The sequence below is a fragment of the Pseudomonas alvandae genome, from assembly GCF_019141525.1.
In the GTDB taxonomy this organism is placed as follows: Bacteria; Pseudomonadota; Gammaproteobacteria; order Pseudomonadales; family Pseudomonadaceae; genus Aquipseudomonas; species Aquipseudomonas alvandae.
Genome location: NZ_CP077080.1, coordinates 5,991,521 through 6,007,642, shown reverse-complemented (window position 1 = coordinate 6,007,642; position 16,122 = coordinate 5,991,521). Strand labels below are relative to the sequence as shown.

Annotated in this window: 9 protein-coding genes; 8 read left to right on the top strand and 1 reads right to left on the bottom strand. The window is 62.6% G+C overall.

From position 1 onward, the window contains the following. Window positions 1-52: 52 nt before the first annotated feature. The 8 genes from KSS97_RS26855 to KSS97_RS26820 all read left to right on the top strand — a co-directional run bounded on the left by KSS97_RS26855 (window position 53) and on the right by KSS97_RS26820 (window position 14,654). On the top strand, window positions 53-583 hold the full coding sequence (locus KSS97_RS26855) for a DUF5943 domain-containing protein (RefSeq protein ID WP_030139308.1): 531 nt from the start codon (window positions 53-55) through the stop codon (window positions 581-583). A gap of 15 nt (window positions 584-598) precedes the next feature. After that, window positions 599-2,659, top strand: coding sequence for a dimethylglycine demethylation protein DgcA (gene dgcA / locus KSS97_RS26850; protein WP_030139309.1), 2,061 nt, complete (start codon window positions 599-601; stop codon window positions 2,657-2,659). Between the two features lie 164 nt (window positions 2,660-2,823). After that, a complete protein-coding gene (gene dgcB / locus KSS97_RS26845) occupies window positions 2,824-4,773 on the top strand; it encodes a dimethylglycine demethylation protein DgcB (protein ID WP_217860517.1) in 1,950 nt (649 codons plus the stop codon). After that, window positions 4,773-5,993, top strand: coding sequence for an electron transfer flavoprotein subunit alpha (gene etfA / locus KSS97_RS26840; RefSeq protein WP_217860516.1), 1,221 nt, complete (start codon window positions 4,773-4,775; stop codon window positions 5,991-5,993). Before dgcB ends, etfA begins: the two co-directional genes overlap by 1 nt. A 15-nt stretch (window positions 5,994-6,008) precedes the next feature. Continuing rightward, window positions 6,009-6,779: an electron transfer flavoprotein subunit beta gene (gene etfB, locus KSS97_RS26835; protein WP_217860515.1), complete on the top strand. Its 771-nt coding sequence runs from the start codon at window positions 6,009-6,011 to the stop codon at window positions 6,777-6,779. 1,129 nt (window positions 6,780-7,908) lie between these two features. Next, window positions 7,909-11,361: an alpha/beta fold hydrolase gene (locus KSS97_RS26830; RefSeq protein ID WP_217860514.1), complete on the top strand. Its 3,453-nt coding sequence runs from the start codon at window positions 7,909-7,911 to the stop codon at window positions 11,359-11,361. A 152-nt stretch (window positions 11,362-11,513) separates the two neighbouring features. Beyond that, the gene (locus KSS97_RS26825; protein WP_217860513.1) at window positions 11,514-13,382 is read left to right on the top strand and encodes a c-type cytochrome; all 1,869 of its coding nucleotides are present in this window, start codon (window positions 11,514-11,516) and stop codon (window positions 13,380-13,382) included. Between the two features lie 27 nt (window positions 13,383-13,409). Beyond that, window positions 13,410-14,654: a metallophosphoesterase gene (locus KSS97_RS26820; protein ID WP_217860512.1), complete on the top strand. Its 1,245-nt coding sequence runs from the start codon at window positions 13,410-13,412 to the stop codon at window positions 14,652-14,654. A gap of 119 nt (window positions 14,655-14,773) precedes the next feature. On the opposite strand, the gene gbca is transcribed toward KSS97_RS26820, so the two are convergent. Further along, window positions 14,774-16,069, bottom strand: a complete 1,296-nt coding sequence (gene gbca, locus KSS97_RS26815) for a glycine betaine monooxygenase oxygenase subunit (protein WP_217860511.1) — start codon at window positions 16,067-16,069, stop codon at window positions 14,774-14,776. Between the last annotated feature and the right edge of the window lie 53 nt (window positions 16,070-16,122).

Sequence of the window (16,122 nt, the reverse complement as noted above, 5' to 3'; positions counted from 1 at the left end):
CTGCGGCCACTCGCGCCGCAGGCACATCACGAATTTCCGGAGTCAAGTTTTCATGGCCAAGATCGCCCCGCAACTGCCTATCGAAGTCGACAGCGAAACCGGTGTCTGGACCTCCGACGCCCTGCCGATGCTGTACGTACCGCGTCACTTCTTCGTCAACAACCACATGGGCATCGAGGAAGTGCTGGGCGCTGACGCCTACGCCGAGATTCTCTACAAGGCCGGCTACAAATCCGCCTGGCACTGGTGTGAAAAAGAAGCCGAATGCCACGGCCTGGAAGGCGTCGCGGTGTTCGAGCACTACATGAAGCGCCTGTCCCAGCGTGGCTGGGGCCTGTTCAAGATCCAGGACATCGACCTGGACAAAGGCACCGCCAGCGTCAAGCTCGAGCACTCGGCGTTCGTCTATGTGTACGGCAAGGTCGGGCGCAAGGTCGACTACATGTTCACCGGCTGGTTCGCCGGTGCCATGGACCAGATCCTGGCCGCGCGCGGCAGTTCGATCCGCACCGTGGCCGAGCAGGTCTACGGCGGTTCCGAAGAAGGCCACGACGACGGCCTGTTCATCGTCAAGCCGTTGTAAGTCGAGGATCGCGCCATGGCTTTTGAAGCAATGTTCCAGCCGATCCAGATCGGCAAGCTGACCATCCGCAACCGCGTGCTCAGCACCGCGCACGCCGAGGTCTACGCCACCGACGGCGGGATGACCACCGACCGGTACGTGAAGTATTACGAAGAGAAGGCCAAGGGCGGCATCGGCCTGGCGATCTGCGGCGGCTCGTCGGTGGTCGCCATCGACAGCCCGCAGGAATGGTGGAGCTCGGTGAACCTGTCCACCGACCGCATCATCCCGCACTTCCAGAACCTGGCCGACGCCATGCACAAGCATGGCGCCAAGATCATGATCCAGATTACCCACATGGGTCGTCGCTCGCGCTGGGACGGCTTCAACTGGCCGACCCTGATGTCGCCGTCCGGCGTGCGTGAGCCGGTGCACCGTGCGACTTGCAAGACCATCGAGCCGGAAGAAATCTGGCGGGTGATCGGCAACTACGCCCAGGCGGCGCGACGCGCGAAGGCCGGCGGCCTGGACGGCGTCGAGCTGTCGGCCGTGCACCAGCACATGATCGACCAGTTCTGGAGCCCGCGGGTCAACAAGCGGACCGACGAATGGGGCGGCAGCTTCGAAGGCCGCATGAAGTTCGGCCTGGAAGTGTTGAAGGCCGTGCGCGCCGAAGTGGGCGACGATTTCTGCGTGGGCATGCGCCTGTGCGGTGACGAGTTCCACCCGGATGGCTTGTCCCACGAGGACATGAAGCAGATCGCCAAGTATTACGATGACACCGGCATGCTCGATTTCATCGGCGTCGTGGGTTCGGGTTGCGACACCCACAACACCCTGGCCAACGTCATCCCGAACATGAGTTATCCACCGGAGCCGTTCCTGCACCTGGCCGCCGGTATCAAGGAAGTGGTCAAGGTCCCGGTGCTGCACGCGCAGAACATCAAGGACCCGAACCAGGCCACGCGGATCCTGGAGGGCGGTTACGTCGACATGGTCGGCATGACCCGCGCCCACATCGCCGACCCGCACCTGATCGCCAAGATCAAGATGGGCCAGATCGACCAGATCAAGCAGTGCGTCGGCGCCAACTACTGCATCGACCGCCAGTACCAAGGGCTGGACGTGCTGTGCATCCAGAACGCCGCGACATCCCGTGAATACATGGGCGTGCCGCACATCATCGAGAAATCCACCGGGCCCAAGCGCAAAGTCGTGGTGGTCGGTGCCGGCCCGGCCGGGATGGAAGCGGCGCGGGTGGCCGCCGAACGTGGCCACGACGTGACCCTGTTCGAGAAGAAGGAATTCATCGGCGGGCAGATCACCACCGCCTCGAAAGCCCCGCAACGGGACCAGATCGCCGGTATCACCCGCTGGTTCCAGCTGGAACTGGCGCGGCTGAAAGTCGACCTGCGCCTGGGCGTGGCGGCTGACGCGCCGACCATCATGGACCTGCGTCCGGACGTGGTGGTGCTGGCCGTCGGCGGGCATCCGAACCTGGAGCAGAACGAACACTGGGGCGCCGCCGAAGGGCTGGTGGTCAGCAGTTGGGACGTGCTCGACGGCAAGGTCGCGCCAGGCAAGAACGTGCTGGTCTACGACACCATTTGCGAGTTCACCGGCATGTCGGTGGCCGACTTCCTCGCCGACAAGGGCAGCCAGGTCGAGATCGTCACCGACGACATCAAGCCGGGCGTGGCCATTGGCGGGACGTCGTTCCCGACCTACTACCGCAGCATGTACCCCAAGGAAGTGATCATGACCGGGGACATGATGCTGGAGAAGGTCTACCGCGAAGGCGACAAGCTGGTGGCGGTGCTGGAGAACGAATACACCGGCGCCAAGGAAGAGCGCGTGGTTGACCAGGTGGTGGTGGAAAACGGCGTGCGGCCGGACGAAGAAATCTACTACGCGCTCAAGGAAGGTTCGCGCAACAAGGGCCAGATCGACGTCGAAGCCCTGTTCGCGATCAAGCCCCAGCCGTGCCTGGAGCAGAGCGGCGATGGCTACCTGCTGTTCCGCATCGGCGACTGCGTGGCCCAGCGTAATACCCACGCCGCCATCTACGACGCCCTGCGGTTGTGCAAGGATTTCTAACGGCTTGCACCAAACTCCTGTGGGAGCGGGCTTGCTCGCGAATGCATTCTGTCAGCCACACATAAGCTGACTGTCACACCGCCTTCGCGAGCAAGCCCGCTCCCACAGTGACCGAGTAAGGCATCTCGACCTGCAAGACCCTGAGGTCTTTGGGAGCAACACCTATGTTGAACACCCTTCTTCCAATCCTGCTGTTCGCCGCCCTGGGCCTCGCGGTCCTTGGCGCCTTGCGGCGGATGAACATGTGGCGCCGGGGACGACCGGCCAAGGTCGATCTGATCGGCGGTCTCTTTGCCATGCCCAAGCGCTACATGGTGGATTTGCACCATGTGGTGGCACGGGACAAGTACATTGCCAACACCCACGTCGCCACGGCGGGTGGTGCGGTGGCATCGATTGTGTTGGCGATCCTCGTCCACGGTTTTGGCCTGCACAACCGTATCCTCGGCTATGCGTTGCTGCTGATGTCGGCGGTGATGTTCGTGGGTGCGATCTTCATGTACCTGCGGCGGCGCAACCCGCCAGCGCGTTTGTCGAAAGGCCCGTGGATGCGCCTGCCGAAAAGCCTGCTGGCCTTCTCGGCGTCGTTCTTCCTGGTGACCCTGCCGGTGGCGGGCATCCTCCCGGAAAACTTCGGCGGTTGGCTGGTGGCGGCGATCCTGGGTGTCGGCGTGTTGTGGGGCGTGTCGGAGCTGTTCTTCGGCATGACCTGGGGCGGGCCGATGAAACATGCTTTCGCTGGTGCGCTGCACCTGGCCTGGCACCGCCGCGCCGAACGCTTTGGTGGTGGCCGCTCCACGGGCTTGAAGCCGCTGGACCTGAACGACCCCGCCGCACCGCTGGGTGTGGAAAAACCCAAGGATTTCACCTGGAACCAATTGCTCGGTTTCGACGCTTGCGTGCAGTGCGGCAAGTGCGAAGCAGCCTGCCCGGCGTTCGCCGCCGGCCAGCCGCTGAACCCGAAAAAACTCATCCAGGACATGGTCGTCGGCCTGGCCGGCGGCACCGATGCGAAATTCGCCGGCAGTCCGTATCCGGGTAAACCGGTGGGCGAGCACAGCGGTAATCCGCACCAGCCGATCGTCAACGGCCTGGTGGACGCCGAGACCCTGTGGTCCTGCACCACCTGCCGAGCGTGCGTCGAGGAATGCCCGATGATGATCGAGCACGTCGATGCCATCGTCGACATGCGCCGCCACCTGACCCTGGAAAAAGGCGCGACGCCGAACAAGGGCGCCGAGGTGCTGGAAAACCTCATCGCCACCGACAACCCGGGCGGCTTCGCCCCGGGCGGGCGGATGAACTGGGCGGCGGACTTGAACCTGAACCTGCTCAGCGAGAAAAAATCCACCGACGTGCTGTTCTGGGTCGGCGACGGCGCTTTCGACATGCGCAACCAGCGCACCCTGCGGGCGTTCGTCAAAGTCCTGAAGGCGGCGAAAGTCGACTTCGCCGTGCTCGGCCTCGAAGAACGCGACAGTGGCGACGTGGCCCGGCGCCTGGGCGATGAAGCGACGTTCCAGCTGTTGGCCAAGCGCAACATCCAGACCCTGGCCAAATACAGCTTCAACCGCATCGTCACTTGCGACCCCCACAGCTTCCATGTGCTGAAAAACGAATACGGCGCCTTCGATGGCAACTACCTGGTGCAGCACCACAGCACCTACCTGGCGGAAATCATCGACGCCGGGGCGCTGAACCTCGGCCAGCACAAGGGCGACAGCGTGACCTATCACGACCCGTGCTACCTGGGCCGCTATAACGGTGAGTACGAGGCGCCGCGCCAAGTGCTGCGTGCGCTGGGCATCGAGGTCAAGGAAATGCAGCGTTCCGGTTTCCGTTCGCGTTGCTGCGGCGGTGGCGGCGGCGCGCCGATCACTGACATCCCGGGCAAGCAGCGCATCCCGGACATGCGCATGGACGACATCCGCGAAACCGGCGCTGAGCTGGTGGCCGTGGGTTGTCCACAGTGCACGGCGATGCTCGAAGGCGTGGTCGAACCACGGCCGATGATCAAGGACATTGCCGAACTGGTGGCCGACGCGCTGCTTGAAGACGCGGCGCCGAGCAAGCCCGCGGCCCCGGCCAAACGTGAACCTGCGGAGGTGCATTAATGAGCGACATCATCCGCCGCGACCCTCGCGCCGAGTGGATCGCCCGCAACCGCCTGCACCCGCTGCACGCTGCCATGCAACCGGTGCAGCACAGCTGGATGGGGCCCAACGGCGTCATTCGCAAGAATGTCCATGGTGTCGGTTTCATCGGTCCCAACGGCATCAAGCGCATTGACCGCAGCGGCGCCCAGCAGGGCGGCGCAACCAAGCGTACCGCGGCGACGGAAGTGCAACTGCCGCTGCATCAAGTCGTGCAACCGGCGTTCTACATCAGCGTTGTGCCGGACATGGTCGGTGGCCGCCTCAGCAGTCACGACCGTGACCTGCTGGGCCTGGCCCATCAACTCGCGGGTACCGACGGTGCAGTGCTGGCCGTGGTCTTCGGCGAGCACAAGGAAAGCGCTTTCGCCACCGCAGGCGTTGACCGCCTGCTGGTGCTCGAGGGCGAAGAGTTCAGCGGTTATGCACCGGAGCAACGGGTACAAGGCCTGCGGGCTGTGGATAACCAGTTCAATCCGCGTCATTGGCTGCTGCCTGACAGTCGCAGCGGCGGCGGTGAACTGGGTCGCCGCTTCGCCGCGGCCTTGGGCGAACGCCCGGCCACACGGGTCTGGCAGGTCAAGGGCGAGGCGTGCATCGGCCGCGCCGGTGCGGGGCTGCAAGACCTCGCACGGCCGTTGGCGCGGTTGATCCTGGCCGCTGCCGAATGCGCCGAGCCGGTCAGCGAAACCCGTCACGAAGCCTTGCCGGTGGAGTTATCCACAAGCGTGGCCCGCAGCTTATCACGCATCGAAGACCTCGGCGCGGTGGCGGTGGACCCCGGCGCGATTCCGATGGCTGAGGCCGAATTCATTTTCTCCGGCGGCAACGGCGTCAAGGACTGGGCACTTTTCCACAGGACGGCGGCGGCCTTGGGCGCTACCGAAGGCGCTTCGCGGGTGGCGGTGGACGATGGCTTCATGGCTCGCGATCGCCAGGTCGGTGCGTCCGGCACCTGGGTCACGGCACGGGTTTATGTGGCCGTGGGGATTTCCGGGGCGATCCAGCACCTGCAAGGTATCGGCGCCTGCGACAAGGTGGTGGCGATCAACCTCGATCCGGGTTGCGACATGATCAAGCGTGCGGACCTGTCGGTGATCGGTGACAGCGCGGCGATTCTCCAGGCCCTGATCGCGGCGGTAGAGGCTTACCGCAACGAAGCCAGGCGCGATGCGGCTTAAGCTAAGGAAACGTTCATGAGTACCCAAGTGATCAGCCTCGTCTCCATCGGTGCCCACCCGACCTCTGGTCGACCCCGGCGCGCCGAGCAAGACGCCCGCGCCGTGGAGCTGGGCCTGCAATTGGCCGGCAATGACCTGCAAGTGCTGCACGCCGGCGATGTGGCCGAACCGGCCCTGCGCGCTTACCTGGGCATGGGGCTGGATGAACTGCACGTGTTGGAAAACCCGAACGGGGCCGATGCGTTGCCGGCTCTGACCGACTATCTGCGTGACGCTGGCGCCCAAGTGGTGCTGACAGGGAGCCAGGCGGAAACCGGCGAAGGCTCGGGCATGCTGCCGTTCCTGCTGGCCGAGAATCTGGGTTGGCCGCTGGTGGTGGGGTTGGCTCAGGTCGAATCCATCGAAAACGGCGCGGCCCTGGTGTTGCAAGCCTTACCCCGCGGCCAGCGGCGACGGCTTAAGGTGCGCCTGCCATTTCTCGCCACTGTGGATAACGCTGCGCCCAAACCTCGGCAAAGCGCCTACGGCCCGGCGCGGCGTGGGGCGTTGCACGCCGAGGAAGTCAAGATCATCGACGATGCCTTGCTGGCGGTGGCGACCCTGCAGCCGGCCAAGCCAAGGCCCAAACGCCTGAAAGTGATCAAGGCCAAGAGCGGCGCCGACCGCATGAAGGCCGCCACGGCCAAGGCCAGCGGCGGAGGCGGGCAGGTGCTCAAGGGTGTAAGTCCGGAGGCCGGGGCCGAGGCGATTCTCAAGCTGTTGGTGGAAGAAGGGGTGGTTCGCTGAACCCGAATCACCGCCAATCCCTGTGGGAGCGAGCTTGCTCGCGATAGCGGTGGGTCAGTCAAAATTATATGGCTGGCAGAATGCAATCGCGAGCAAGCTCGCTCCCACAGGGGATTGGCGGTGCGCCTGTATGTTGTGCTAACTCATTAAGCGTTACTCACAGTCCCTGTGCGTCCCTCTGTGGATAACCTGTTGGCCCCTCGCTACGGCCCATGCCAATCAGGCTCTCCAGCCCATCGATTAATAAATAGCCACCTAACCATCGGTTTTTATTGGCTTTTCTCTGTGAATAAACCCCCGGTGCGAGGAAAACTTGCCCCCAATCTCTGTTGGCGCTTCTGTGGATAAGATGTTCGCTTTCCGCTGCAAGCCAAGCGCTACGGTGCCTGCAAGGTATTGGTTAAATAATAGCCAAATTCGCCCCGGCCTCTTGAAAACGTCCGGAAAACACCGATTTGGAAGGCGTTCGATAGGTTTTCCACAGAACCGTCAAATTTACCCCCAAACACTGTTGGCGCTTCTGTGGATAAGGTGTTCGCTCTGCTCTGTAGCCCTTTATATTCAGGCTTCTCAGCGGTCTGATCAAAAAACAGTCAATCCGTCAGGAAACCGTTGCCGACGGGTAAGTCACGGATTTTATTCACATCGGCGCTCAAAAAATTTCTGACGCGAGCCTGGTTGTCCCCATTTGCTGTGGGTGTCCATGTGGATAACTTGTTCGCGGAACCCTGTAGGCCACGGCGGGCTTAGCGCCAAACGCGATAGATCAAATTTCATACAGTTCTAAGGAACTGCCTTGACGTACAGGTGTCGCCTGTCTTCACTCAGGGCACAAGGACAGCGCGACTTTATCCATATCTGGTTCAGGGAGAACGCACGATGGATAGCAAGGCCCCCACCTCGTTACTCGCTTCAGCCCCGACGTGCATCCCGACGCCTCCCACCGCGCTGCCTCGACGTGTTCATCGTCGCGCAGCCAATCAGCGTGCGCGCCTATAACACCTGAGCTTTTCCCACCGACACCGTTGACTGCCGCTCCAACCCATACGGGATAGCGGCCAGGCGTTTGTGCGCCTGTGGATTTGCAGGCAACCGCAGAGTTGCCCCTTCTGCCTGAGAGGACTTGAACATGACACGGATCTCGACCCCCATCAGTGAAATCAAGGAACACTACGACGTTATCGTCATTGGTTCCGGCTACGGCGGCGGCATCGCCGCGTCGCGCTTGTCCCGGGCCGGGCGCACGGTCTGTCTACTGGAGCGGGGCCGGGAGATCCAGCCCGGTGAGTACCCCAACACGTTGCTCGCCGCCACCGAGGAGTTGCAGGTGCATGATCCGGACGGTCACATCGGTTCGCGCACCGGGTTGTTCGACCTGCACGTCAACGCCCAGCAGAACGTGGTGGTTGGTTGTGGCCTGGGCGGCACATCGCTGATCAATGCCAACGTCGCGTTGGAGGCCGAACCCGGGGTCTTCGAGGACCCGCGTTGGCCGCTGGCGATGCGCGAGCACAGCGACACGCTGCTCAAGGACGGCTATGCACGGGCCCGGGAGATGCTCAAGCCCAATCCCTATCCGGCGTCCTCGCCGAACCTGCCCAAGCTCGACGCCCACAAGAAGTCGGCGGATTACCTCAAGCAGGGCGCGCATTTCTACAAGCCGCCGATCAACGTGACCTTCGACAAGCTGCCCAACAACCTCAACCACGTCGGCGTCGAACAACTGCCGTGCAACGGCTGTGGCGACTGCGTCTCGGGCTGTAACAACAAGGCCAAGAACACCACGCTGATGAACTACCTGCCGGACGCCTGGAACCACGGCGCGGAGATTTTCTGCCAGGCCGAGGTGCGGCACCTGGAGCGCGACGGCGATGGTTGGATCGTGCATTTCCAGTACCTGGACAGCGGTCGCGAGATGTTTTCGGCGCCGACGCTTTTTGTCCGCGCAGACATCGTGGTGGTGTCCGCCGGCACCTTGGGCTCCACCGAAATCATGCTGCGCTCGAGGGACAAGGGCTTGTCGATGTCCGCCCAGTTGGGCGAGAACATGAGCGGCAACGGTGACATCCTCGGCTTCGGCCACAACTGCGACCAGGTCATCAACGGCATCGGCTTTGGCGCCCATTCGGCCAAGGAACTCGAGCCGGTGGGGCCGTGCATCACGTCGGTGATCGACATGCGCACCGAGGGTGACTGGCGCAGCCGGATGGTGATCGAGGAGGGCTCGATCCCCGGAGCCCTAGGCCGGGCCATGGTGCCGAGCATGGCGACGCTCGCTGAAATGATCGGCGTGCCGACCGACACTGGCTTCGGTGCCAGCCTCAAGTACAAGGGCCGCGAGGCCGAGAGCTTTCTGCGCGGGCCGTATTACGGCGCACTGCACAACATGCAGACCTACTTGATCATGAGCCATGACAACGGCAAGGGCCGCATGGTCCTCGACAACAAGGATCAGCTACGCATCGACTGGCCGGGTGTCGGCGAGCAGGAAAACGTCACCCTCGGCAACGAACGGCTGCACCAGAGCACCAAGGCCCTGGGCGGGATCTGGGTCGAGAACCCGATCTGGACCAAACTGCTCAAGCACAGCATTGTCTCGGTCCATCCGCTGGGCGGCTGTGTGATGGGCGAAGACGCGGTCCAAGGCGTGGTCAACCACAAGGGCCAGGTGTTCAGCGGTGCCAGCGGCACCGACGTCTACCCAGGCTTGTACGTGACGGACGGCTCGGTGATCCCGACGTCCCTGGCGGTCAACCCGTTGCTGACCATTTCGGCGGTCAGTGAGCGCAACATGGGGTTGCTGGCGGCGGATCGCGGCTGGCTGATCGACTACACGCTGCCGTCGGCCCCGCGCAAACCGGTGGCGGCGCCGACCCTCGGCGTGCAGTTCACCGAAACCATGAAGGGGTATTTCTCCACGGCGTTCACCCAGCCCCAAGGCACGGACCTCAATTTTTACGAAGCGGCGGCCAAGCGCGGCAAGGCCGATAATTCACCGATCGAATTCACCCTGACCATCACCGCCGCCGACCTAGATCGCCTGATCAAGGAACCGGAGCACGCTGCGACCCTGGTGGGCACCCTCGATGCGCCGCTGCTGTCGGCCAAGCCGCTGGTTGCCAGCAACGGCGTGTTCAACCTGTTCGAGCAGTATCAGGAACAGGTCGGCGTGCGCCATATGAACTACGACATGAAGCTGACCGCCGAAGACGGCAGCGACTACTTTTTCAGCGCCTTCAAGACCGTGCCCGAGGACAACGGCGTGCTGAACATCTGGCACGACACCAGCACGCTCTACGTCACGCTCTATCGCGGACCGGACAAGACCGGCGCAGTGGTCGGCTCCGGGGTGATGCATATCCTGCCGGCCGATTTTGCCAAGCAGATGACCACGATGAAGGTACTCAACGCCCGCAATGAGCGCGAGCGGGTGGAGGCGCTGGCGCGGTTCGGCAAGTTCTTCGCCGGGATCCTGTGGGAGAGCTACGGCGGTGTCTTCGCTGGCGACGTCTACTTCAACCCGGACGCACCACCCCGCTTGAAAAGGCCACTGGATGCGCCGGCCCCCGTGGTGCATTTCTTCCAGACCGAGGACAACGTCGAGTTGCGCCTGACCCGCTACCAGGCCGGCAGCAAAGGTCCGGTGATGCTGGTCCATGGCCTGGGCGTGGGTTCGAATATCTTCTCCACCGACACCATCCACACCAACCTGCTGGAGTACCTCTGCAAACACGAATACGACGTCTGGCTGTTGGATCTTCGGGTGAGCATCCTGCTGCCGGCCAGCAAAAATGAATGGAACGGCGATCAGGTCGCCCAGTACGATTTCAAGGCCGCCATCGAACAGATCCAGCAGGCGACCCAGGCCCGAGACGTGCAATGCGTGGTGCATTGCTACGGTGCGACGACCTTCTTCATGTCGATGCTCGCGGGATTGCAGGGCGTGCGCTCGGTGGTCTGCTCGCAGATCGCCGCCGACACGGTGGTCGCCACCGCCACCGGTCTGAAGGCCGGTTTGCATCTGCCGGGAATGCTCGATGCCATCGGCATCAAATCCATGACTGCCTACGCCGACACCAAGGAAAGCTGGTTCAACAAACTCTACGACAAGGCCCTCAACGGCTATGCCCGGATCGAGGCCCAGGGCTATTGCACCAACCCGGTCTGCCATCGCATCACGTTCATGTACGCCTCGCTGTACCGCCACGACACCCTCAATGAAACCCTGCACGACAACCTGCATGAATTGTTCGGCGAGTCGAACATCCAGACTTTCGAGCACCTGGCGCTGATCGTGCGCAAGGGGCACCTGGTGGACTTCAAGGGCAACGACGTCTACATGCCGCATTTCGACCGGTTGAAGTTACCGATCTGCTTCATCAGCGGCGCCGACAACCAGTGCTACCTGCCGCAAAGCACCCTCAAGACCTACGAACGGCTGTGCGACATGCATGGTCCGCAACTGTTCAGCCGCCACGAAATACCGGGGTACGGCCACATCGACTGCATGTTCGGCAAGGATGCGGTGGTGGATGTGTATCCGATCATTCTTGAGCACCTGGAGAAGACTGCGTTGGGCTAGCTGACTGCCCTCCGTGGCGAGGGAGCTTGCTCCCGCTCGGCTGCGAAGCAGTCGTCGCTTTTGAAGTCTTGGGGGCCGCTACGCGGCCCAGCGGGAGCAAGCTCCCTCGCCACATGGCTTTGTGGTGAGTCAGGAATAAGGAAAAGGATGCCATGAACACTTACATCCGCTGGTTCCAACGCGTCATCTGGGTCGGAATCGTCATGAACATGTTCTTCGCGATCCCGGCGCTGTTTGCGCCGGCCTTGCTGACGTCCATGCTCGGCCTGCCACCCGTGCTGTCCGATCCCTGGCTGGAGAACGCCGGCATGTTGCTGGTGGGGATCAGCCTTTTCTACATGCCCTCGGGCTTCAACGCGCCGCGTTTCGTGGTGCATTCGTGGTTGTGCGTGCTGTCGCGCCTGGTGGCGGTGGTGTTCTGGATCTACCTGATCAACACCAACAACCAGGGCTCGCTGTTCGTGCCGATGTTAATGGGCGACCTGACCATGTTCCTGGTCCTGGGCGTGCTGCTGTACCTCGGCAGCCCGGTGGCCAACCGTCCGCTGGCGTTGCTCTGCGCCGGCTGGCGGGAATGGCGCGCCGGCTGGGCGCTGCGCTGGCAGAGCCACGGGTTCAAGGTCGGCACGTTGGTGGTGGTCTTGCTGTTGGGTTTCATCGGCTACCAGACCTGGTACCAGATGATCCGCGAAGTGCCGCAACCGGACTTCGCTTCCGACGAAGACCATTACAAATACGCCGCCATCGGCCTGGGCATCGAGGCGCGAATTCCGTATTACCTGTTCGCCGTGCTGCCGCAGATGTGCCCGGAAAAACTGCCCAAGCCGGGTGGCTACGAGGTGTTCGGTTTCCTCTATGAAAACGGCAAGGACCTGCCCATCGGCATGGCCAAGCGGCAGCTCGGCTACCCCACCGTGGAGCCGAACTGCGCCCTGTGCCACACCGGTTCCTACCGGGCCAATGCCTCTGACGTCGCGGTGCCCGTCGCCGCCGCGCCGGCCAATACCTTGCAACTGCAAGCCTTCCAATGGTTCGCCTATGAATGCGCCAGCGACCCGAAATTCACCCCCGACGCGGTGATGGCGGCCATCAACGGCAAGTTCCAGCTGGGCTTTTTTGAAAAGCTCTACAACCGCTACCTGATCATCCCGATGGCCAAGAGCGCGTTGCTCAAACAGAAACAGGCCTACGCCTGGCAGAAGCTGCGTCCGGCCCAAGGGCCTGGGCGGACCGACACCTTCAACCCGACCAAGATGGTGGTGTTCGGCTTCCCGGATGACTCGACCATCGGCACCGTGGACCTGCCCCAGGTGTGGAACCAGAAACCTCGCGAATCCATGTACCTGCATTGGGACGGCAATAACAACAAGATCCACGAACGCAACTACGCAGCGGCCATGGCCGTGGGCGCGACGCCGGAGTCGGTGCTGCCGCCGAGTTTCAACCGGGTGACCAACTGGCTGCTGGGCCACAAGGCACCGGCCTGGCCGTTCACCCTGGACCAAGGGAAAGTCGCCCAGGGCAAACCGATCTGGGAGCAGAACTGCGCCGCTTGCCATGATTTCGGCCGCAGCGACACCGGCCAGGTCACCACCAACATCGACCAGTTGGGCACCGATCCCCATCGGCTCAACTCGTTCACGACTGGCCTGGTGACGGCGTTCCATGGCTTCAAGAAACCACCGTTCGACTTTGGCGCCTACCGCAAGACCCAGAGCTACAGCAATACCCCCACCGACGGCATCTGGTTGCGCGCGCCGTACCTGCACAACGGCTCGGTGCCGACCCTGTGGGATCTGTTGCAAGCGCCGGAGCAACGTCCGCAAGTGTTCTACACGGGTTCCGATATCTACGACCCGCAGAAGGTCGGTTTCGTCACCAGCGGCGCGCAGATGAAGGCGTCGGCGGATTTCAAATACGACACCCGCCTGGAAGGCAACCACAACGGCGGTCACCTGTACGGCACGCAGCTGTCGGACGTCGACAAGCGGGCCCTGATTGAATTCATGAAGACCCTGTAGCCCGGGGCAAAACGAAGGAGCGTTCACATGTCATTACTGCACCATTGGGAACATGAGTTCGACAAAGTCAAGGTCCGCCTGCACGGGTTGGTCACGCGGCTGGAAATGTCCTGGAAGAAACTCGTCAACGACCTGGAGCCCGAGGAGTTCCAGGCCATCGTCAAATTGCTGGAGCGAGGCCACGACCAGGCCCGTCACGTGATCGACCACGGTGATCTGCCGGACGATGAACCGGCGGTGCCGTGGGAGTTGGCGCACGGCCTGTCGATCCTGAAGATCGGCAACGCCACACCGCTGCCGCAAAGCGAAGACGAGTTGCCGACCCGGGTGCTCAAGGACGGCACGTTATTGGGTTGTCGCAAGTGGGAACTGTTGGACCTGCTGTGGAGCGAGGCGCTACTCAAGTGGATCGAAAACCTGCGCCACCATGCGACGTTCGCCACGACCCCGGCGCTGGTGAAAATGGACAACGACGTGGTGCTCGCCATCGCCGGTGACTGGGGCACGGGGCCGTTCGACAGCCACGCGCCCGCCGTGGCCGTCGCCAACCAGATGCAACTGGCCCTGGCCGATTTCACCATCCACCTGGGCGACGTGTATTACGCCGGCACCCACTCCCAGGAAGACGTCGACATGGTCGGCTGGCCCCAAGGCAAGCACGGCTCGTTCACGCTCAATTCCAACCATGAGATGTACAGCGGCGCACACGGTTATTTCAAGGAACTGGCCAAGCGGTTCCCGGTGCAACAGGGCACCAGCTACTTTGCGCTGTACAACGACGATTGGCTGGTGGTCGGCCTCGACAGCGCCTACGCCTCGGACGCCATGAACCTGTACATGGACGGCACCCTCAACACCCAGCAGATCGAGTGGATGAAAACCCTGCCCAAGCGCAAGAAGCTCATGGTCCTCAGTCATCACCAGGGCTTCGATATCTCCGGGCACCACAAGACTGCGCTCTACCAACCGGTCTGTGACGCCCTGGGGCGTGAGCCGGATTATTGGTATTGGGGCCATCTGCACAACGGCATCTGCTATGCGGCGCAAGGCGGCGTGCATGCGCGCTGCGCCGGGCATGGAGCGATTCCCTATGGCACCACCAGCGAGTTGAATGGGCATGCGCGGGTGCTGTGGTCGGAAACTGAGCTGGCGGGGGACGAGGCGTATCCGGAGCGGGTGTTGAATGGGTATGTGAAGGTGCAGTTGAGGGGGGAGGAGATTGTCGAGACGTTTTATGGGGAGGATGGCAGTGTGCGGTGGTCTTCCCAGTAGTCGGTGAATGTCAGGCCGCTATCGCGAGCAAGCTCGCTCCCACATGGGGTCTTCGGTGCGCTGAAGACCCCCTGTGGGAGCGAGCTTGCTCCGGGCGGCGATCCGACGATGCTTTTGATTTAGCCCTGGACCGGCACGCCCTTGAGGTACGGCGCCGGCTCGGCCCCCAGGTTATTGAGCATGCGCTCGCTGTACCAGTCCACGAAGTTCACCACGCCGAACTCATAGGTCTTGGAGTACGGGCCTGGCTGGTAGGCGGTGGAGTTGATGCCGCGCTGGTTTTCCTCGGCGAGGCGACGGTCTTGGTCGTTGGTGGCGTCCCAGACCTGGCGCATGCGCTCCACGTCGTAGTCCACGCCTTCGACCGCGTCCTTGTGCACCAGCCACTTGGTGGTGACCATGGTTTCCTGGGCGCTGATCGGCCACACGGTGAAGACGATGATGTGGTCGCCCATGCAGTGGTTCCACGAGTGCGGCAGGTGCAGGATGCGCATCGAGCCCAGGTCCGGGTTCTTGATGCGACCCATCAGCTTGGCGCAGCCCTGCTTGCCGTCCATGGTCATCGACACGGTGCCCTTGAGCAGCGGCATGCGCACGATGCGGTTGCGCAGGCCGAAACTGGCGTGGGCGTAAGGGATCTTCTCGGCTTCCCAGGCGGCGGCGGAGGCGGCCACGTGGTCCTTGAACGCCTGGTCGGCGCGCGGGTCTGTGACGTCGTCCCATTCCAGCAGGGTCTTGAGCAATTCGGGGTGCGAGGCGTTGCAGTGGTAGCACTCGCGGTTGTTTTCCAGCACGAGCTTCCAGTTGGCCTTTTCCATCAAGGTGGTTTGCACCGCCACCTTGGTGTTTTCCATGTCGTACGGTTCCATGTAGTGGTTCAGTGTCGACAGGAAGTCATCGATCGCCGGCGGGTTCTCGGCCAGGCTGATGAAGATGTAGCCGCCAGCAGTCTTCACGTTCACAGGCTTGAGGCCGTACTGCTTCATGTCGAAGTCGGCGCCCATCTCGGTACCGGCGAACAGCAGGCGACCGTCCAGTTCGTAGGTCCACTGGTGGTAGTGGCAGACCAGCTTGGCGACCTTGCCCTTGTCGCTGGTGCACAGCCGCGAACCGCGGTGGCGGCAGACGTTATGGAAGGCGTGCACCACACCGTCGGCGCCACGGATCACGATGATCGGGTTCTTGCCGACTTGCAGGGTCAGGTAGTTGCCCTTGGCCGGGATCTCGCAGGTCATGCCGGCGATCAACCATTCTTTCTGGAAGATTTCCTGCATGTCGATATCAAACAGGCGCTCGTCACTGTAGAACGGTTGCGGCAGCGAAAAGGTACGCTCGCGCTCTTGCAGCATTTGCGCGGTGGCCTTGCGTGCGGGTTCCAGCGGATCGCCCAGGCTCAGGGTAGTGGTGACGTCCATCGTTTTATCCTCATGGCCATCTCTGTGGCCGGCGAAAGTGGCTAATCAAGGTG